This is a genomic window from Niastella caeni, from assembly GCF_004834005.1.
Lineage (GTDB): Bacteria > Bacteroidota > Bacteroidia > Chitinophagales > Chitinophagaceae > Niastella > Niastella caeni.
In genome coordinates this window covers 1,508,529-1,529,300 of record NZ_STFF01000001.1, presented here as the reverse complement: position 1 = coordinate 1,529,300, position 20,772 = coordinate 1,508,529, and the positions used below count along the sequence as shown (strand labels likewise).

Here is a 20,772-nt window from a genome sequence, read left to right as displayed (position 1 = left end):
GAAGTGTATTTTAATCTTAAGTTAAGAAAGAAAGACCAATGAATAATCCTTGCTACCTGGTTAGTCGCATGAAAGGACAAAAAATTACACTGCTTACTGCACAACATCAGGATGATCTATCACTGAGGCTACCGCGGTGATCATAGTACATACCTGGTAATAAAAGCTTTTATTCACCTTGTCATAAGTATCTCCCGGGCGATGATAATCTGCGTGGTCTTCTACCCCGAAGTACAGGTATGGGATACTATTTTGGTGGAATGGAAAATGGTCCGATTGATTGGTCCAGTCATGGGAACCAGCTTTCTCCCCATCGTGCCCAAATCGTATATGTACGGGGGTGAATGGCTGAATACTATCTACATATTTCTTTAAAAAGGGGTAATGATAAATGCCAGTGGCAAAAATTTCATTGCTATCATTGCGGCTTATCATATCCATGTTCACATTTAACATAATAGACCTTAACGGAATGGGACAATTTGCAACGAAATACTTTGAACCTACCAACCCTTTTTCCTCTGCATCAAAAGCTACAAAAAGCAACGAGTGCTTGGGTGGGTGTTGTTTGAAATATTGTGCCATTGCCAGCAGGGCAGCTGTACCGGAAGCATTATCATCTGCCCCGTAATAAATATCTCCATTGCGCTTACCGAGGTGATCGTAATGTGCTGTAATAGCAAGGTAGTTTTTTTCATACTGGTACCCTTTGATAACGCCAATAATATTGGTTCCTTGCTGGTTGTTGGTGCCATATGGAAAAGGCTGTAAAAACGAATCACCTGCCTTGGCTAATCGCAGGGAGTCAAACACCTTTACAATGTATTCACGGGCCAACTGATTGCCAGGTGTGGCCGTTTCCCTTCCTTCCAGGGCAGCAGATGATAAATAAGCAAAGTGATGAATTAAAGTAGTACTATCAATATTGATGAGTAAGTTGGTTGTGCCGGTATTCTTCTTATTTTCTTTATTAGGGGGGCAACCAGTAATGATTATGGTAACAGAAGCAAAAGCCAGCCCAGCAATCGCCGCCCTGGTTATTTTTTTTGCACAGGAAGTGAAAAGGGTTATCATATATGGAGAAATTAAAAATGCAGCTGCTTAGCACGCACAGGCTGGTAATTGGTCTTCCGATAATGGTATAACCTGTCTTTCCAATACGATGCCGGTAAACTTTTCTTTGATCTCATTCAATATTCCATCTACTTCCGGTAATGATTTTACCGTTACCAGCCGGGTACGGTATTCTTTAACATGAGGTAGCCCTTTGAGATAATTGGAGTAATGGCGGCGCATTTCGAGAATGCCTAAAACTTCACCTTTCCATTCAACCGATTTATGGGCATGGGTACGGCAAATTTCTACGCGTTCTTCCACCGATGGAAGCGGCAGCATATTGCCAGTTTGTAAATAATGCTTGATTTCTCTGAAAATCCAGGGGTAACCGATCGCAGCCCGGCCAATCATTACACCATCTACGCCATACCGGTTTTTATAATCTAGCGCTTTTTGCGGCGTATCAATATCGCCATTTCCAAAGATGGGTATATGAATGCGGGGATTGTTTTTTACAGCGGCAATTAACGACCAATCAGCTTCTCCTTTATACAACTGAGCCCGGGTGCGACCATGAATGGTAAGGGCTTTAATGCCAACATCCTGCAAGCGCTCAGCCACTTCCTCAATATTTTTACTGCTGTCGTCCCAGCCTAACCGGGTTTTAACGGTTACCGGTAACGAGGTTGATTTTACAACTGCCGCGGTAAGCCGTACCATGGCATCAACATCCTTTAGAACGGCTGCGCCAGCTCCTTTGCTAACCACTTTTTTAACAGGGCAGCCAAAATTAATATCCACCAGATCGGGCTGAACCGTATCTACGATCTTAGCGCTCAGGGCCATAGCTTCTTCATCGCCCCCAAATATTTGAATTCCAAAAGGACGTTCAAATTCGGTAAAGTCGAGCTTTTGTCTGCTTTTGATAGCATCCCGAATAAGTCCTTCACTCGAAATGAATTCGCTGTACATCAGGTCGGCCCCGTTTTGCTTGCATACAAAACGGAATGGCGGGTCGCTTACATCCTCCATAGGTGCCAGAAGCAACGGAAAATCAGGGAGCAATATGTTAGCGATTTGTACCATTTTCTTTGTTGTTATTAATAGAAAGTGCTGTGTTTGACCCAATTACATTATAATTTGAAAGCCAATCACAACTCCTTATCTTGCACCCTTTACAAGGATTTGCGAGGCAGCAAATTTACACACTAATCTTTGTTTATACCAGCCTATGAGAGGTCATTTACGTTTAAAATCACCCTTGCGACAGATGGGGTTGTTCCTTGGGCTCTTTTGTTTGTTGTACATTTTCACAGGGGTATTTTCTATAATTGTTTACAAATCCAGCGGGATTGATGTTGAGCATATTGAAAAAGTTGACTGGAATAACAATCAAGTAATTGCCGTATTCAAAATAGTACAGGCGCTCTCCTCTGTTCTGCTGTTCGTATTACCGGTTTACATATTTGCACGATTTACGTTTACAGGGAACTATCGTTATTTTTTGGGTTTCAGGAATGCAGAAAAAGCGAATATGTACGTGTTGGCCGTAGTAGGTATTTTGCTTGCCCTGCCTTTTGTTTTCTGGTTGGGTGACCTCAATCAAAAAATACCCTTGCCAGACCAGCTAATAAAAATGGAAGAGCAATCTTCCCTGCAAATGGCGGCTTTTCTTAAAATAAGAAGTACCCTGGATATTGTTATTAATGTGTTTATTATAGCCTTGTTGCCGGCTATATGTGAAGAGCTGTTCTTTAGAAGCGTTTTACAAAGAATAATTATTCAAATAGCCCGTAACCCCTGGGCCGGAATTGTTATAACAGCCGTTTTATTTTCATCGTTACACATGCAATTCCTGGGATTTTTGCCGCGGATGTTTTTAGGTATTGTTTTGGGCGCTTTTTACTGGTTTAGTGGCAGTATTTGGACGAGCATAATAGCTCATTTTGTAAATAATGCAGCGCAGGTGATGATTGCCTCTTATGTTCCGAAGTATATTGATAAAAATCCTGAAACGCCGGTATTAGTTGCCCTTGTTTGTGGTATTGTTGTCTGGGCTATACTGTGGTACTTTCAAAAGCAATCTACAATTACCTTTTCCAAGGTGTACAATACAGATGAGTTGACACCAACCAATCAATTTATGGCATAAAATATTTGCGACTGCCTATGGCGCTTCACGTAAAAACATTAAAAACAAGATCGCTTACCGCGGTGGTATTTGTAGTAGTGATGCTTGCCGGCCTGCTATGGAACCACTGGAGTTTTTTTATATTATTCAGTATTATTCATTTCGGCTGCTGGACAGAATACCAGAAGCTGGTTGGATTAATTGACCACGATTATACTACCATTACCCCTTTTCATAAATATGGCGTGAAATTGGCTGGCTGGTGCATCATGTTGTATTTCACCAATGACCAGTTTGTGATCTTTGGAATGCGGTTACATGAAATTGGTTGGTGGCTTGGGTTGTTATTTATATTCATTCTACCAATCATTGAATTGTTATTTGCGAAGGAAATAATGCCTAAGAACATTGGATATTCTGCAATTGGGTTACTGTATATTTCATTAGCCTGGGGCTTGATGATGGACCTGCGTAATTCCTTTATACCACCCAGCAGGAATGTTGATTTTTTAACACCGGATAGCTGGGGAAAAGTGATTCCCTGCGGATTGATCTTTTCCATCTGGATCAATGATACCATGGCGTACATTGTTGGATCATTGATAGGAAAAACCCCGTTTTCAAAGATCTCACCCAAAAAAACCTGGGAAGGAACAGTAGGAGGTGCCATACTGTGTATTGCGGTAATAGCGTTATTAGGTTACTTTACCGTACCCGCCAATGGGTATCATGTTATACATTGGGTTGTAATTGCTGCTATTGCTGCTGTTGTAGGAACCGCTGGTGACCTGGTGGAAAGCAAATTAAAACGCGTTGCCAATGTAAAAGACAGTGGACATATTATGCCAGGCCATGGTGGTTTTTTAGACAGATTTGATTCTTTACTGTTAGCAATTCCATTTGTTTGGTTATATATTCAATTGGCTCTAAAATGAAATACCAATTATTGATCATTATCCTTTTTACTGCTTTATTAAGCTGTACCGCCGCACCCGGAGAAACCCCGGTACCCTTGCTGGAATTCAAGCCCGGCATGATCAACAAAAAATTATACAAAGGCCAGATAAAAGATGGCAAAAGATGGAAAGATAGCAGAGGTGAAAATATAGTGATACTTACAGAAACTGGCGTTTACTGGTCAAGTGTTTACGATGCAACCCGGGGGGCGAAATTATTTGCGTATCATTTTATAAAAACAGCAGACAGTACATACAAGGAAGTCTGGAAAATAAATGAGGTAGTTGAAGAATGCGCTTTTGAGGTGCGGTGCGATTTTTTCAGTAATTCACTTACTATAACTGATCTTGACGGGGATGGTATTGCCGAAGTTGGGTTTGCTTTTGCCAAGGGATGCAGATCTGCTTGGGGACCCGAAGAAAAGAAACTGGTATTTTATGAAGGGAAGGACCTGTACCTGATAAAAGGAACTACCACAGTAGTAAAAGGGAACGAAAAGCAGGGTGGCGATAAACAGGTTGAGAAAAAGTTTGAAGAAGCGCCTGATGCTTTCCTGGAATTTGCCAACAGACAATGGAATAAATTTGGCGTTGCCAAGACGGCCAAATAAAGAAATGCCATGGTGCGATACTATTTTGTAATTTTAACCCCTAAAATTTTTAAATGACCATTCATAAAGAAGGATATAAGAGTATATTGATCACAGCTATACTGTTTGCTGTTATTAACCTGGCATCATTCTATTTTATCAGTTTTCATTTAGCCTGGTTAAGCTGGCTGATATTTATATTAACCCTGGGTTTACTGTTGTTTATTATTTCATTCTTCCGGGTTCCGCGGCGGCAGCTTATGCTGGGTAGTAACCTGGTAATTGCACCTGCCGATGGCAAAGTGGTAGTTATTGAAGAAGTGTATGACGAAGAATATTTTAAAGATAAAAGATTGCAGGTTTCCATATTTATGAGTCCGGCGAATGTGCACCAGAACCGAACACCGGTTACCGGTGAAGTAGTGTATAACCAATACCATAAAGGGAAATACCTGGTGGCCTGGCATCCTAAATCATCAACCGAGAATGAACGTCATTCCGTGGTGATCCGTCACCCGAAAGGTGAAATACTGGTAAAACAAATAGCCGGCGCCTTAGCAAAAAGAATTGTAAACTACCTGAGCGTTGGTCAAAAAGTAGAGCAATGCGCAGAAATGGGATTTATTAAATTCGGTAGCCGGGTCGACTTATTATTGCCACTGAATGCTAAAGTGAATGTGAAATTCAATGAAGTGGTGAAAGGCGGCGTATCTGTAATTGCCACTTTACCGTAAAAACGGCGCAAAGATTTTTATAAAGTAAAGGGTGAGCCATCTGCCAGCCAGCTGAGGGTTCACCCTTTATCATTTAAAATATATTCTCCAGTTCTTTCAATGAATACACCGTATAGGTAGGTTGTACCACAGGATCTATATTGAGGTGGTTCACATATACCTGGTCAATTCCGGCATTGATGGCTCCCTGAATATCCACTTCAATATTATCACCGATCATAATACTTTCTGCCGGCAACGCTTTTGTTTTTTGAAATGCATAATCAAAGATCTCTTTATTAGGCTTTATATAACTGCTGCCTTCAGAAGTGATCACTTCTATAAAATAGCTATCGATACCGGCATACTTTAATTTACTGTGTTGTACCTGTTCGAACCCGTTAGTGATCAAATGAAGGCGGTACCCTTTATTGGTGAGATAGGTAAGTATTTCAACTGTATATGGAAATAAAGTTTTGCGGGATGGTAATAGATCAAGGAAGCGCTTAGCCATATCGAGGGCCAGCGTCTGATCTCCTATTTTAAAATCAAGCAGGGTAAGCCACATACGTTTCCAGCGCAAATCATCTATTTTGATAAAACTTTTCCTGAAACGGTCCCACAACTTTTCATTGTGCACCATGTAGTTTTTGTAAAATAAATCAAAATCGTGAACGCCCCTTGCTTGTAAATTGTAGGAATGAAACAGTTCTTCGAGTGTTTGGCGGCTATTGGTTTCGAAATCCCATAATGTATGATCGAGGTCAAAAAAGATATGCTGGTACTTCATTCCGCAAGTTACGAAATAAGGCATTACCTCCTGAAACCAGCAGGGAGTGCAGGAAAGCGATTTTCGTATACTTTGTAAACCAGCTAATAATGCTTTGCCCTGACCCGTTTTGTAATTAATTTAGCAATTATGAATGTTGTAATCACCGGCGCATCGCGAGGATTGGGTAAAGCAATTGCCCATTTATTTGCACAGAACGGCCATGATCTTATTTTGACTTCCCGTAATGAAGTGGCTTTGTACAATGCAATGCAGGAAATAATGACTGTTTATCCCGGCATCACGGTTAAAGCGAAAGCTTTTGATCTTTCTGTGAAAGAAGAAGCGCAGGCATTTGGAAAATGGGCACTTGGTTTGAAGGTGACTATTGATGTGTTGATAAACAATGCCGGCTTATTTGACCCGGGAAGTGTATACAACGAACCCGATGGCAACCTGGAGCATATGATGGCGGTAAATTTGTATAGCGCTTACCATGTAACCCGCTCAGTCATCAATCACATGATAGCCCAGAAGAGCGGCCACATCTTCAATATGTGTTCCATTGCTTCGTTAAAGGCGTACCCGAACGGCGGCGCCTACAGCATTAGCAAATATGCTTTAGCCGGTTTTTCAACCAACCTGCGGGAGGAAATGAAACCTCATGGTATTAAAGTCACTGCTGTTTATCCTGGTGCTGCCTACACCGACTCCTGGGAGGGCAGCGGCGTTGACCCCAAACGTATTATGCAGGCTAATGATATAGCCCAAATGATTTATTCTGCTTCACAATTATCAGCCCAGGCCTGCGTAGAGGAAATTATTCTGCGCCCGCAATTGGGAGATTTATAATAAGGCCGTAGCAGTAGTGAGCAGGCTGTATATTCTCTACTGCCCATTGCCTTCCATCAATTAACGCTCCTTTAACGCTAACATTTTTACCAGCCTTGACCGGCAAAATTTATATTTGTTATGAGTGGTAATAACTGCTAAACTAAAATAGCAAGCATCAGAAAAATTATACATATCATTTTATTTGGGCTGTTTTTTTGCCTTGTCATCGGGTCGTTGAAGGCACAGGTAAAATTTTATACACTCGTAAGTGAATCAACTATATCTGCACGCCAAACGTTCCAGGTACAGTATATTGTTGAAGGCGCCAGCAGCATTCATCAATTCAAAACACCTAAGTTTAAAGGGTTTGAAATAGCAAGTGTATTTGACCAGAACTCAGCAAATTTTAGCCAAGGTTTCTACAACTTCTCTAGAATATTTGTATTGCTGGCCCCTAAAAAGGGCCGGTTTACCATTCCGGGAGCCACGGCTATCATTAATGGAAAACAAATGCGCTCCAATGCGGTTCGTATTGCGGTGAAGCCAGGCGTGCCCGACATGAACAATATTGATCCCGATGATATTGATACGGAAGGAGAATCGGAGTTGCATCCCGGAGATAACATAACTGATAAAATACAGAAGAACCTATTTTTGCGGGTAGAAACCAGTAAAACCACTTGTTATGTTGGTGAACCATTAATGGTAGTGTATAAAGCGTATTCCCGCCTGAATGCCAACTCCCAGGTCGTAAAACGGCCTTCGTTAACCGGATTTAGCGTAATGGAAATGGTAGATGCCTATGATGGCAAACCTGTCATTGAAAAACTGAATGGGCGATTGTATTATACCAATCTTGTTCGCAAAGTGCAGTTGTTTCCTTTGCAGGAAGGTAAATATACCCTTGACCCCGCAGAAATTGAAAGTGTTATTCATTTTATAAAAACAGATGAACCGGCCGGCAAAAAACGTTCGTTGTTTAATAGAAATGCAACTCCTTTATTTCCAACGGCCATTAACCACCGTACTATTTTACGTACCGAGCCACAAACTATTACCGTAAAACCTTTACCAACGGCTAATCAACCCGATGATTTTTCCGGTGCGGTTGGTAACTTTAACGTCATCGTAAAAGTACCTGCTGTTCCCATACACCAGGGCGACCTGGTAAAAATACAGGTAACTATCAGCGGTAGTGGTAATTTATCGTTACTTACTCCGCCGGTTATAAAATGGCCAAAGGGGGTTGATACAGCCGAACCGGCCGTTAAAGAAAATATTAATAAATATGTTTTTCCGCTAAGCGGGTCCAAATCATTTGAATATTCGTTTGCGGCGCCTGATACCGGCGATTATTTAATTCCCGCTGTGCACCTGCCTTTTTACGATCCGGCTGAAAATAAGTATAAAACGGCTACCAGCGATTCCATTACGTTACATGTTTTGCCTGGTGTTAAAAAGGCAGATACGGGATCTGATACAGGCGTTGTTAGTAAATCACCTGTCATTCAACCACAGTTTTACTGGTTTGCATGTATTGTATTGGTAATTATCGCCAGCATAGGGTACCAGGTTATTTCTTTGCGTAAAAGCAAAAAGAAAGAAATGGCAAAACTGTCGACCCCTGCACCTGTAAAAGAAATTCCTTCACCTGAAAAAATAGCTGCTACATTGCTGGCCAATGCAAAACTGGCATTGTTGCATCAGCATCAACAGGCTTTTTACCATGAAGTTCAACAAGCGCTTTGGCAGGTTGTTGCCGATACATACCAGGTGTTACCATCAAAAATGAATAAGCATCATATTACCCAACTGCTTGCTGGAAAGGGCATGCCGGCTGAAACCATCCATAATTTTTCGGCTATCCTCGACGAATGCGAATGGGCTTTGTATACTCCCGACCAGTCTGTTCACAGTATGGGCGCCTTGATGGGCAAAGCAGAGGAGTTAGTGAAAGAATTAATAGAAGTAAAAGGATAACGTTTACTCTGTGTATTTGTACCCCACGCCGCGAACCGAATGAAAATACCTGGGATTGCGGCTATCGTGTTCAAAATATTTACGAAAGTTCAATATGAAGTTGTCGATAGTACGGGTGGTAGGATAAACGTTATATCCCCATACGGTTTGCAGAATCTTTTCCCGCGGCACCACATCATTCTTATTTTCAAATAACAGCTTCAGCAACATGGCCTCTTTCTTACTGAGCTGAATGCGTTGCCCTTCTTTCGTTCGCGCTTCCTGGGCATTAAAATCAATTGTATGACCACCAAACTGGTAGGTATCGCCAACTGAATCCTTATCCTGCATCTTCTTGTTCTTTTCTATCAGTTTTTGAACCCGCAGCAATAACTCTTCCAGGTTAAAGGGTTTGGTAAGATAGTCATCAGCGCCCTTTTTTAAGCCCAGTACCCGGTCGGAACTGGTGTTTTTGGCGCTGAGTATTAAAATTGGAACGTGGTTGTTTTGAACGCGGATGGTTTCGGTTATACTGATGCCATCTACATCTGGTAGCATAACGTCGAGTATGATCAGATCGAAGTACTCGCTTTGTACTTTCTGTAATGCTTCGCTGCCTGTATACGCTGAAGTGATTTCATACCCTTCCAATTCAAGGTTCAGCTTGAGCGCTTCGTGCAGGTTTTCTTCATCTTCTACCAGTAATATAGATGGTTTATTGCTCATGGACATGTTTTACCGTGAAACTTACCATAAAAGTACTGCCTCTGTTTAAATTATCAGCTACCTTGATGTGTCCATTGTGATCTTCGACAATCTTTTTACAAAGGTATAGTCCTAACCCGGTGCCCTTGGTGGTACGGGTTGTTTCATTGCCTATACGGTAAAACTTTTCAAATATCCGTTTCTTTTCATCATCGGGTATGCCGGCGCCTTCATCCATTACCTGAAACAGAATGGTTTTGTTCTTTTGATGCAGTTTGCAGGTAATTAAGCCTTCTTTGGGAGAATATTTAATGGCATTTTCAATGAGGTTGTTTACCAGTATTTGTAACAGTAAGGAATCACCGTTGATGTCTATTTCCGGTTCTATCTCGCTTTGCCATTGCCTGTCGGGAAATCGGTTCCTGAAATCATTGAACGCGGTTTTTACCAGGTCAGAAAGTTCCAGATCTTCTTTCGCTATCCGGTAGCGGCCGCCTTCCAGTTGGGATGAGACCAGGATGTTGCTGGCAAGGGTATTCAGCCGGTTGGTTTCCTGCAGGGTTGCCTGAAGCATTTTCTGCTTCTTTTCTTCCGAAAGGCTGTACTTCAACAGGGTTTCCAGATTGAGCTTGGCAATGGCAATGGGTGTTTTCAATTCATGCGTTATGGCCATCATAAAATTTTCCTGCTGAGAGTGCAATCTTATCTGGCGCCGTACGGCATGGTAAACAAATATGGAAGCAATTAATATAACCACCAGGAAAATAGCGCCTTCGCCGATGTATTGAACGTCTTTAATGTGTCTTTCGTCAGTAATTACCTGGTATTTGGCCTGAAAAGCCGGATCATCCATTTTCAGTTCACTGATCTTATAGTCTGCCATCCGGTGGTTTTGCTTTTCGAGGGCAATAAACCACCATACCAGCGCTATTACTATGTAAGCCAGCAAAAGCCAGTAAACTACACTGGCAATAACAAGTCGCTTTTTAGTAAATACGTCCATTTGAAAACATATAAATACTATTCAGCCTGTTCAAGGTGCGCTTTTTCAAGTCGGATACCAACATTCATTACATTTTTCAAGGGGTCTTCCCGCATAATGTTTTCCAATTTAAAGCGATAGGTTCCGGCGCTTAGCGATAGGGGAGATCTTGGCGGCGTAATTTGGATACGGTGTTCAAAAATATCGTCCATACCACTTCCCAGCCAGCCTTTATTGTCGGTTGCCAGTTGCAGGTTCAGGGGTTGGTTTTGAACTACGCCATTGGGTGATTCGGTATGTACATTTATCCAGATGTTCTTGTAGCGATAGGCATCTGTATGCCGTAAAACAATAAAAATATGGAACCGGGTTGTTGTATCCTTTGGTTCTATATTAAACGTTATTTCGGGCTTGAAGCTGCTTTTCCAGATCTGCCGGGGAATAGTGGCATGTTTTTCAAAAACATCTACTGTACCACAGGCTGGTAACGCGAGGTACGAAGTAAGAAGTACGAAGTAAGAAATATAGTTAAGGATGTTCTTGCTCAAGGGAATTTTTTACAAAGATATGAATCAGCAGTAGAAGGTGCAAGGCACCTCCTACCTTCAACTTTCCACCTTCTACAATACATTCAGGACCTGTTCTTTTGCTTTTTCCAACTCGTCTTTCATCAATACCACGCATTTTTGAATGGATGAATCGTAGGCTTTAGCACCGGTGGTATTAATTTCACGACCTATTTCCTGCAGTACAAAAGATAGTTTTTTACCTTTTCCTTCTTCAGGTTCATTCAATATGGTTTTAAAATACTCGCAGTGAGTTTTTAAACGCACTTGTTCTTCGCTGAGGTCTATTTTTTCGATGTAGTAAATAAGTTCCTGCTCCAGGCGGTTGGGATCATAGTTTTCTTTCCCCACATTATCTTCCAGTACCTTGGTTAAGCCTTCCCTGATCTTTTGCTTACGTAAAGGTTCCAGGGTAGCAATTATTTCCTGTTGTTTTTGAATATTGCTTATGCGCAAAAGCAGGTCTGCTTCCATTATCTTACCTTCTTCGAGCCGGTGGTTATTCAGGTTATCCATGGCGGCAACAATAACTTTTTCAAAAGAGATCCATTCATCCTCGGTTAGGGTTTCACCGGTAGGAGTGATCACTTCGGGTAATTTGATCAGGGTACTTAAGATGTGAGAAGGATCGAGGTTTAATGCCTGCGATAATTCGGCAATTGGTTGGTAATAGGCTTTGGCCAGATCGGTATTAATACTTACCGGTTTAGCCGCGCCGCTTTCTTTAAGGCTTATCGTGCAGTCAATGGTACCTCTTCCTAAATTTTTAGATAACAATGTTCTTATGTCAAATTCAAACGGCTTTAAAAAAGCCGGTATTTTTAAGGATAGTTCAAATTGTTTTCCATTCAGTGATTTAATGTCAACCAGGAAGGTCTTATCTCCCACGGTTTTTTCACTTCTTCCAAAGCCGGTCATTGATTTCAACATAACGTACCTTTTTTTAGCAAGGTAATGAATAAAAGTTTAAGCCCGCCCCCCAAACAAGCGGGTATAGATGTCATTTTTATTCATTTCACGCATCTCGCCCGGCAATAAGCCATCCAAAGTAATACCACCAATGCGATAGCGGATCAAACGAAGGGTGGGGAAACCGGTTTGGGCGGTCATTTTTCTTACCTGCCGGTTCTTCCCTTCTGTTAAAACCAGTTTGATCCAACTGGTGGGTATCTCTTTACGGAAGCGAATGGGCGGATTGCGATCGGGAACAGGTGGTGTGTTAGGGAAACGCGTTGCTTTACATGAACGCGTTCTGTATTTTGATCCGTTTATAGTTATTGAAACCCCTGATCGTAACTCATGCAATGCTTTTTCCTGTATGTCTCCATCAACCTGTGCCCAATATTCCCGTTCGTGTGCAAAGGAAGGATTCAACAGGCGATGATTGAGTGATGCATCATTGGTAAGGATCAACAATCCTTCGCTATCATAATCCAATCGGCCAACAGGATAAACATCAGACGGCACATTGAAGAATGCTTTCAATGTTTGTTTACCTTCTGAAGAAGTGAATTGTGATAGTACCAGGTATGGTTTATAGATGATAAAATAGCGATGCATACAAAAGAAAATCTCCCGGGGAGCCGGGAGATTCATTATGTGGATGGGTTAGTAAGTACCGGGAAATAAATTTCCCTCCACAATATTAAAAATAATTTTTTCTATCTAAAAAAAATTTCTAATAAATTTTATTCACATTTTTTTTATGTAATGGGGAAAAGCGAAGCCTTAATTCAGCGTTATGTGCAATGTTGAACACAATTTTATAGCACGTTTATAAAACAAGTTGCTATGTTTTGTTTTTTTGCATTGGCTGAAACATGTGCTGGCAGCGGGTTGTACGCTATACTAGTTTGTATGCGATAACATATCGATCGTGCAAAGTAAGTTTTATAAGCAACGTGTTTGTACATGCATCACAGTAAGAAAATCCATTGATTAAGCTATTAACCCCCTCATTTATTTTTTGCCAAAAAGATGATTGAAAGGTTAAATCATGCCCTTAACAGCTCCCTTTAATGACATAACAGGTTGTTGAAGCCGGTATATTGAACCCAAATAAGTAATAAACGGATGTTGTCATAGAAAATTCACGATGTTTATCATTGCCTGGTACGTTAATATATCAGAAAACCTGAAACTGAAGGGAAGAATTACCTGATTGGTGTGCCCATCGTGCGTTACTTTTGCGAAAATCATCGGATATGAAATTTCCTGCTCCCGTTTCAGTTCAATGGATAGCCAGTTTGATAGGCGCAGAGCTTATAGGTAATACAGAAGGAATAGCTACAGGCATTAATGAGATACATAAAGTAGAACCGGGTGACCTGGTATTTGTAGATCATCCCAAGTATTACGACAAGTGTTTGCATTCTGCAGCCACCTTTATTATCATTAATCAAAAAACTGATTGTCCGGAAGGAAAGGCATTGCTGATCGTAGATAAACCTTTCGAAGCATACCAAACTATTGTTCGTCACTTTCGACCTTTTAAACCCGCTTTTAAACCGGTTAGCGACTCGGCTAGTATTGGAGAAGGAACTTATATAGCACCTGGCGTTTATATAGGCCATGAAGTAAGCATTGGAAAGAATTGCTTTATCGCCCCTAATGTTACCATATTGGATCACTGTGTTATTGGCGACAATGTAATTATACAGGCCGGAACAGTTATTGGATCAGACGCCTTTTATTACAATACCAAAAAAGACAGGGAGGTGTGGTATAAAAAGATGGAAAGCTGCGGAAGGGTAGTTATTGAAAGCGATGTTGAGATCGGTGCCGGTTGTACCATCGATCGCGGGGTTTCGCACGATACACACATTGGCCGGGGAAGTAAGCTGGATAATATGGTTCATATTGGCCATGATACTGTTTTAGGTGCAAACTGTTTACTGGCTGCACAGGTAGGAATAGCAGGCGCTACAACCCTTGGTAATGGTGTTATATTATGGGGACAGGTAGGGGTTTCAAAAACGCTGACTATAGAGGATAATGTGGTAGTACTGGCGCAAAGCGGTGTAGGTGGTACGCTGGAAAGGGGTAAAATTTATTTTGGGTCGCCGGCCGAAGAAGCAGGCATTAAAAAAAGAGAGCTGGTGTGGGTAAAGCGGATACCTGAGATCTGGGAAAAGATAAAGTCTCTTAAATAGTATTCCTCAGAATAAATTGAAAAGTTAACAAGTTGGCAGATTGACAAGGTGAAAAGAAGTATGAAGTAAGAGGTATGAAGTAAGAGATATAAAGTAAGAAGATTTCCTAATTTCTTAGCTTATACTTCCTACCTCTTACTTCCGTATTACTTAAATTTTGATAAGAATTCATCCTTCTTGCGCATCGAGACTTCAATTGTAGTGCCATCTTCCATTTCAATAGTTCCCCCTCTGCCGCGATTGTATTTTCTTATAAAAAAATGGTTGATAATATACGACTGATGCACCCGGGAAAAGTTTTCAAAGGGTAAAATGTCTTCAAATTCCTTTAAAGTGCGCGATACCATTATTTTTTGCTGGTCCTGCATATAAACAAACGTATAACTTCCTCTTGCTTCGAGCCAAACCAGATCGTTTATATTTACAAAAACCAATCCATCGAGGGTTGGAAGCGCCACTTTTTGTAAAACAGGTTTACTTACCGACAGATTATAAAGTAACGTATCAATTTTACTGGTAATATTTTTTGTTTTAATGCGTTCGGCTGCCTTTTGTACGGCTGATTGCAGTTCTTTTATATTAACCGGCTTTAATAAATAGTCAAGGGCTGAATATTTTATAGCATTGATAGCATAATTATCAAAGGCGGTAACGAAGATAACTTCAAAGTTAACCGGCGACAGGTTGTTCAACAGTTCAAAGGCATTGCCAAATGGCATTTCTATATCCAGGAAAACCAGGTCGGGTTGTGAATTCAATATAACAGCCTGCCCGGTGCGGATGTTTTCGGCAATGTCGATGATCTCTATCAGCGGGCAGTATTTCAGCAAAAGCTGTTTGAGCGCTTCTATGTTATTAGGCTCATCGTCAATAATTATGGTTCGTATCATTTTTCACGGGTTTAATATTAACGGTATAAGGAAAGTGTATGATAATCCTTGTGCCCATGGCCCGATCTTGTGCATCGGTTAGATCTTTTATTTCAATGGTTATAGGATCTGTTAACTGACGATTCAGGATATTTATTCTTTCGGCCGTCAATGACATTCCTTTTGATTGATATTCAACATGCATTTGCGATTTATACTCATTAGCCTTTTCCCTTCCGATGCCATTATCCTGGATAATGCATATAAATCCATCATTGTTTTTTTGAAATCTTATATCAATATGGCCTTCCCCATTTTCTTTATACCGTATACCATGCCGAATGCTGTTTTCAATATATGGTTGTAATATCATGGTTGGGATATCGACCATGTCGCTATCAATTTCAGTGTCCACTGCAATGTTATAATTGAAAGAATGGCCAAAGCGCATCATTTCCAGCTCAAGGTATCTTTTCAGGTACTTTATTTCGTTAGTAATGGATATAGTGCTCTTTTCAGAATTATCGAGCGTTTGCCTGATAAGATGGGCAAATTCGGAAAGGTACCAGTTAGAGGCTTCGAGGTCGTTTGTTATTATGAAATTTTGTATACTGTTGAGGCAGTTGAATATAAAGTGAGGGTTCATTTGTGCCCGTAGCGCCTTTTGCTCCAGCTCATTCAGCTTTTGCTGTATAGATGATCGTTCCTGTTCTTCTTTCCGTAAAATTCTAAAGCGCCAGGCTACCAAACTCCAGGTTATTAAAATAACAACTGCAATTACTGACACCTGAAAAGGCAAAGTTTGCCAAAACGGCGTTTCTACAAAAAATGAAATTTTTATAGGATTACTGATAATGCCTTTTCTGTTTACAGCTATCAGTTCCAGATCATAACTGCCTGGTGGTACAGAAGGATATTCCAGTACGGTTTGACTGGTTGAATCCCACGCATCCGTTAATCCCTTTAAACGGTAACGGTACCAGATGTTTCCTCCCGATTTAAATGAAATACCGGCATATGAGATCTTTAAACTGTTTTCCCGATAGCCTAACCGGTAACTGCTTTGCAGTGGTTGTGATTTATTGGCTACCGTAATATCAAGTACGCGCAAATTACATTTTGAGTAATTCGCTACTTTGGTTTCATCAAAAATGGTAAGCCCTGCCGGGGAGCCTACAAAAATGGTATTGCCATCGACATAAATAGCATTGATAATATCAGTGGGCAACCCGTCGGAGGTGCTGTAAGTGGCAACCAGGTAGGGCGTTTGGCTGATATTTATTTTGTTAATCCCTTTGTCGGTGCCTACCCATAAGAAGTTATTATTTACAAACAGCGTTCTGCATATATTACTTGAAATGCCGTTTTGGGTAGTTATTTGGTTGATCACCTGGTCGTTCTTCATGCAAATTATGCCCGCCCCGTAAGTGCCAATCCAAAGACATCCATCGGATGATTTGCTAAAATAGTTGATGCGTTGCCGTAACGAGGGATAAACATCACCCATAAAGCGGGTCTGTTTATCTTTTGTTACAATATATAACCCGTTTAGCGTACCTATATAATAAGCGTTATTATAGGAGCATACACTGGTAGTACGGTAAGGCCAAATGGTATCCAGGGTGATTGACTTTTCGGGATCTACCAGCACGGTTCTTTTGCCGTTGCCTACCAGTAACAAGCCATTATCTAACGCATCGAGCGACTTTATTGAAAAGATCTGGGTTCTGGTTAACCTCCCTTCAAGCGTTTTTTTAATTAACAGGCCATCTGAACCTATCATTAATGCCCCATTTTTTATTTGTTTTAAGCAGGTTATCCTGTTGGCACTGTTGTTATTAATTATGACCTCAAATTCTTTAAGTAAATTAAGGGTATCGATAACGGCGTTTTTTTTCCGCACATAGACCTTGCCATATCCTGTACCCGCATACAATTTGTCATTCACTTTTTCAAGTGAAAATATTTCCGCAGTCTGGTTGGTTTTAAAAAAATAGGTTTTGAATTCCCGGGAGGCCAGTTTATATACCCCTTCACCGAGGGTGGTAAACCAGATATTTTTTTCATTATCAACCAGGCCATGGCTCACCTGTTTGCCTTTCAGAAATAATTCTTCATAGTGATCATATGTGGTAGTGTCTACCATCCAGGTTCCTTTCCAGGTGCTGGTGAACCTTATCTTATCACCGGCAAGGGTGTAATCTTCAGCGGTGATCTTAAATGTACTTCTTGGTTTCTGCAGGTTTTCAGGTAAAAAGAGGTCTTCACCAACAGTTATACAGGAAACGATTTTCATTTTACCATCAATAATGGTAAAACATGAATCGTTTAAATTAAATTGAAACCCTTTGCCTAAGGGATTGGGCCGAAAGAGAAAACGTCTTAATCCTTCTAGTTGATGGCTAAAAACATCGATAAGGGTATCCTCACGAATTATGACCAGATCTTTGTCTGAAACCAGTGCAATATTAGCGTCAACGCTCTCATGTATTAAACCTGCAACAGAAACTAGTTTAATCTTTTTTAAGACCGGATCGTTTTCCTGGTTGTATATTTTCCCATTATAATAATAGCAAATATTATTTTTAAAAGGGGCCATCCATATCCGCCCCTTTGAATCGGGAAATAGTTTTATGATTTCAGTTTCAGGCAAACCATCGGTCGTAGTGAAGTTTTTGAAATGGCTACCATCGAAACGGCTGATACCGGCTTCGGTAGCAAACCAAATGAACCCGTCTTTATCCTGGCAAAGATCATATACGGTAGAACCGGCCAAACCATCTTTTACATCGTAATGTATATAATTATATTCCTGGGCATGAGAAGAGCAAACAGTTAGTAAACCGGTTAAAAGTAACAGAATCCCGATAAAACGTTTAAGGATCATAGAAAGTTCGGCTTCTATGATGGCAAGAGTCCCCATAAGCGACTGGTTAACTCAATAACCGGCAGCAGACCTGCCGGATATCAGAATTCCGTTGAAGGTATAAAAAAAGGTTTTAGTCGGGTAGTTTAAAATGCAAAGATTTTATTAATAAGCGAATATGCAGTATGGGATAACTGGCAGGGATATATGGTAAACACCTGTTATCATTTTTATTGATATAAGTAGTCGTACGGTAACAGTTCGGCCAGTTTTTTCCAGGCCCAGTATCCGGTATTGATCACATCGTATTGCTCATAAAAGTAGCCGTTCTTTTCAATTACAAAACCATTGGCAATGTCAAGTACCGTGATCTGGAAACGGGTGGAAGGCGGTAGTTTATATTCTTCCAGGAATTGTTTATCGGGATACACTTTTCCATAGCTGATCCGGTAACGGCCCGTCCAGTTTATTTCCACATCACCACTGTCGGCGAGATAATCCTGTTCGTTATAAAAGTTTGTAATAAATGTGCCTTTGGCGCTTTGCGGGTCATCATTCAATTTTTCTACAATAAATCCCTGCTGGGCTAACGTGCTATCGTAAAACGACCGCATAAAATGCAGGCGGGAACCCAGGTAAGTATGTGCGCGGTTCTTTTTCCATTGGGTTTTTACCTCTTCGGTGCTGTCCATTTCCTGAAACAGCGGTGAACCGGTGTATTGGGTAATATTGCTGGAGTAGTCGTAACTGAAAGAATCGAGTTGGTACCTGATCTTATAGCCCAATGCATAGTTGATTATAACCAGGTCTTCGCGGGCGGTAATTTTTAACCGGTTTCTTTTTTTAGAATAGAAGAAACGCAGTACTTCAGGATTTTGAATGGTACATTGGTTTGCAAAACCGGTGTTACCTATAAAATTCTCACCAAAGAACTTTCCATATTTAGTTAATCCTTCCGGGTCTTCGGTGCTGCCTACTACGGCTACTTCTGACAATGCTTTGTCAACCTTCGCCAATTCAACCAGAATGGTGTCGGTTGAAGGCTGGCTATTACTAATGCGAAATACTTTTTTTTCGTAACCGGTATAGGTTACTACCATGTCGTATCCCCCGTTGGGCAGATGCATATAAAACAATCCCTGGTTGTTGGAGACGGTTCCCTGTGTAGTATTTTGACAATAGGCCGAAGCGCCGGGCAAGGGTTGTTTCGATTCTGCATCAATCACTTTCCCAAATATTGAAAATGATTTTTCCTGTGCTAACAAGGTGGTACAGCAGGTAACGGATAACAACAGGATAATTAAATTTTTCATGCGAATATTTAATATTTTATTCAGGCTGATACAGATTTTCGCTTCGCCCCGTCATCTTTTCATGCACCAATTGCATGAATATGAATAAATTCAGATACACAACCGGCTAATGCTCATTAAAACGTTTTGAACGCCCTGAAAGTATCGGGAGCCAATTTTTCAGCACCACCTTCCGGGTTAAATTTCTTTAACATATTAGCCGGGTCATGCATGTATAACAAGTTTTTTGCCAGTTATAGCGGTTGCAGCCTGGCCAGGTATTGTTCACAATCTTTTTGAATGGCTTTTTCAAGCGGTGTAAAGGAGAATCCCGGGAGTGATTTTAATAATTTACTATTATCGAAGTAGGTAATGCTTTGAGCTACCCGGGCGCTTTCACGGGTAAGCAGTGGTTTTTTACCCGAGAACATCGATTTCAGTTTTTCCATTCGCCAGGCAATTTTGCCCAGGAAGGGAGTAGCTTCTTTGTGTGGGTGTTTTTTCCCAAAACCGTCGGCTATGGTATTTAGTAATTGTTGAAACGACCAGTTATCGCCGCTCACTATAAACCGTTCGTTGGTGTGGTCGCTTTCCATTAGCAATACGGCGGCTCTGGCCACATCTGTTACGGCAACAAATCCGTTTATTCCTTTGGTATACCAGGGAAATTCATTGTAAACACTTTTGAATATAGCGCAGCTCGATGTGCTCCAGTCTCCATAACCTAATACGGTGCTGGGGTTCACAATAACCGTATTTAAACTTTCTGCTGCTGCGCGCCATACTTCCAATTCAGCGTGGTATTTACTAATGGCATAGGAAGTATGCATTTTTCCGGGCTGCCATTTCTTTTCTTCGGTTATTGTTTCCCCCGTTACGGTTCGGCCAATGGCGGCTACTGAGCTAATGTGAACAAAACGCTGCACATTATTTTCAAGCGCCATGTTAACCACGTTAGCCGTGCCTTCTATATTGATCTTGTAAAGAGCGCTTCTTTCCTTGTCGCCAAACGATACTTTGGCGGCAGAATGAATTACTGCGTCAACGCCGTTCATTGCCTCGTGAAGCGAAACTACATCCAATACATCACCGTGAACCCATTCAACTTTTGCATTTACGTGTTCGGGAATAAAAAATGGCGCTGCCTTACTGTGTCGAATAGCCCGCACAGCATATCCTTTTTCCACCAGTTCTTTTATGATGTAAGCGCCTATAAAGCCCGATCCGCCTGTAACGAGTATTTTGGTAAACAAGTGCAATTATTAACAGGGCACGAAGATAACCTTTCTCACACAAAACCTGTCAGTATAAACACGTAATGCATGTTTCAAA

General features: G+C 41.0%; 19 protein-coding genes. 7 read left to right on the top strand and 12 right to left on the bottom strand.

The features are described 5' to 3' along the window. Positions 1-93: 93 nt before the first annotated feature. Both FAM09_RS06080 and dusB read right to left on the bottom strand, forming a co-directional pair. Positions 94-1,074 (bottom strand): M28 family peptidase, encoded by a 981-nt coding sequence (locus tag FAM09_RS06080; RefSeq protein WP_136576153.1) that lies wholly within the window; start codon positions 1,072-1,074, stop codon positions 94-96. 27 nt (positions 1,075-1,101) lie between these two features. Next, positions 1,102-2,142 (bottom strand): tRNA dihydrouridine synthase DusB, encoded by a 1,041-nt coding sequence (gene dusB / locus FAM09_RS06075; RefSeq protein ID WP_136576152.1) that lies wholly within the window; start codon positions 2,140-2,142, stop codon positions 1,102-1,104. Between the two features lie 145 nt (positions 2,143-2,287). Between dusB and FAM09_RS06070 the strand changes: the two genes are divergently transcribed. Genes FAM09_RS06070 through FAM09_RS06055 form a run of 4 tightly spaced genes read left to right on the top strand, consistent with a single transcriptional unit; the run spans position 2,288 to position 5,467 of the window. Further along, positions 2,288-3,208: a CPBP family intramembrane glutamic endopeptidase gene (locus FAM09_RS06070; protein ID WP_136576151.1), complete on the top strand. Its 921-nt coding sequence runs from the start codon at positions 2,288-2,290 to the stop codon at positions 3,206-3,208. Positions 3,209-3,225: 17 nt separating this feature from the next. Next, complete coding sequence (locus FAM09_RS06065; RefSeq protein ID WP_136576150.1) at positions 3,226-4,122, top strand: phosphatidate cytidylyltransferase; 897 nt, start codon at positions 3,226-3,228, stop codon at positions 4,120-4,122. Next, positions 4,119-4,754 (top strand): M949_RS01915 family surface polysaccharide biosynthesis protein, encoded by a 636-nt coding sequence (locus FAM09_RS06060; RefSeq protein WP_136576149.1) that lies wholly within the window; start codon positions 4,119-4,121, stop codon positions 4,752-4,754. Before FAM09_RS06065 ends, FAM09_RS06060 begins: the two co-directional genes overlap by 4 nt. A 53-nt stretch (positions 4,755-4,807) precedes the next feature. Beyond that, positions 4,808-5,467 (top strand): phosphatidylserine decarboxylase family protein, encoded by a 660-nt coding sequence (locus tag FAM09_RS06055; protein WP_136576148.1) that lies wholly within the window; start codon positions 4,808-4,810, stop codon positions 5,465-5,467. Positions 5,468-5,540: 73 nt separating this feature from the next. Here the strand turns inward: FAM09_RS06055 and FAM09_RS06050 are convergent, their stop codons facing one another. Continuing rightward, the gene (locus FAM09_RS06050) at positions 5,541-6,236 is read right to left on the bottom strand and encodes a YjjG family noncanonical pyrimidine nucleotidase (RefSeq protein ID WP_136576147.1); all 696 of its coding nucleotides are present in this window, start codon (positions 6,234-6,236) and stop codon (positions 5,541-5,543) included. A 129-nt stretch (positions 6,237-6,365) separates the two neighbouring features. Between FAM09_RS06050 and FAM09_RS06045 the strand changes: the two genes are divergently transcribed. Both FAM09_RS06045 and FAM09_RS06040 read left to right on the top strand, forming a co-directional pair. After that, positions 6,366-7,067, top strand: a complete 702-nt coding sequence (locus tag FAM09_RS06045) for an SDR family oxidoreductase (RefSeq protein WP_136576146.1) — start codon at positions 6,366-6,368, stop codon at positions 7,065-7,067. A gap of 216 nt (positions 7,068-7,283) precedes the next feature. Then, the gene (locus FAM09_RS06040) at positions 7,284-9,029 is read left to right on the top strand and encodes a BatD family protein (RefSeq protein ID WP_166437037.1); all 1,746 of its coding nucleotides are present in this window, start codon (positions 7,284-7,286) and stop codon (positions 9,027-9,029) included. A 3-nt stretch (positions 9,030-9,032) separates the two neighbouring features. On the opposite strand, the gene FAM09_RS06035 is transcribed toward FAM09_RS06040, so the two are convergent. From FAM09_RS06035 to FAM09_RS06015, 5 genes are all read right to left on the bottom strand, one after another. After that, positions 9,033-9,734 carry a response regulator transcription factor gene (locus FAM09_RS06035; RefSeq protein WP_136576144.1) on the bottom strand — a complete coding sequence of 234 codons (702 nt, stop codon included), beginning with the start codon at positions 9,732-9,734 and terminating at the stop codon, positions 9,033-9,035. Beyond that, positions 9,724-10,716, bottom strand: a complete 993-nt coding sequence (locus FAM09_RS06030) for a sensor histidine kinase (protein ID WP_136576143.1) — start codon at positions 10,714-10,716, stop codon at positions 9,724-9,726. The genes FAM09_RS06035 and FAM09_RS06030 overlap by 11 nt, the downstream gene beginning before the upstream one ends. Positions 10,717-10,733: 17 nt before the next feature. Further along, positions 10,734-11,243, bottom strand: coding sequence for a gliding motility lipoprotein GldH (locus FAM09_RS06025; RefSeq protein WP_166437035.1), 510 nt, complete (start codon positions 11,241-11,243; stop codon positions 10,734-10,736). A gap of 72 nt (positions 11,244-11,315) precedes the next feature. After that, complete coding sequence (locus FAM09_RS06020) at positions 11,316-12,191, bottom strand: YicC/YloC family endoribonuclease (protein WP_136576141.1); 876 nt, start codon at positions 12,189-12,191, stop codon at positions 11,316-11,318. Positions 12,192-12,227: 36 nt separating this feature from the next. Beyond that, complete coding sequence (locus tag FAM09_RS06015; protein ID WP_136576140.1) at positions 12,228-12,821, bottom strand: pseudouridine synthase; 594 nt, start codon at positions 12,819-12,821, stop codon at positions 12,228-12,230. 644 nt (positions 12,822-13,465) lie between these two features. On the opposite strand from FAM09_RS06015, the gene FAM09_RS06010 reads away from it, so the two are divergent. Next, entirely contained in the window at positions 13,466-14,413 is a 948-nt protein-coding gene (locus FAM09_RS06010; protein WP_136576139.1) for a UDP-3-O-(3-hydroxymyristoyl)glucosamine N-acyltransferase, read from the top strand. Positions 14,414-14,559: 146 nt separating this feature from the next. Here FAM09_RS06010 and FAM09_RS06005 read toward each other — a convergent pair whose 3' ends face one another. From FAM09_RS06005 to FAM09_RS05990, 4 genes are all read right to left on the bottom strand, one after another. Continuing rightward, positions 14,560-15,303 (bottom strand): LytR/AlgR family response regulator transcription factor, encoded by a 744-nt coding sequence (locus FAM09_RS06005; RefSeq protein WP_136576138.1) that lies wholly within the window; start codon positions 15,301-15,303, stop codon positions 14,560-14,562. Continuing rightward, complete coding sequence (locus FAM09_RS06000; protein WP_136576137.1) at positions 15,281-18,205, bottom strand: sensor histidine kinase; 2,925 nt, start codon at positions 18,203-18,205, stop codon at positions 15,281-15,283. Before FAM09_RS06000 ends, FAM09_RS06005 begins: the two co-directional genes overlap by 23 nt. Before the next feature lie 173 nt (positions 18,206-18,378). Next, positions 18,379-19,461: a carboxypeptidase-like regulatory domain-containing protein gene (locus FAM09_RS05995; RefSeq protein ID WP_136576136.1), complete on the bottom strand. Its 1,083-nt coding sequence runs from the start codon at positions 19,459-19,461 to the stop codon at positions 18,379-18,381. A gap of 233 nt (positions 19,462-19,694) precedes the next feature. Next, the gene (locus tag FAM09_RS05990; protein ID WP_136576135.1) at positions 19,695-20,693 is read right to left on the bottom strand and encodes an SDR family NAD(P)-dependent oxidoreductase; all 999 of its coding nucleotides are present in this window, start codon (positions 20,691-20,693) and stop codon (positions 19,695-19,697) included. Positions 20,694-20,772: the final 79 nt, after the last annotated feature.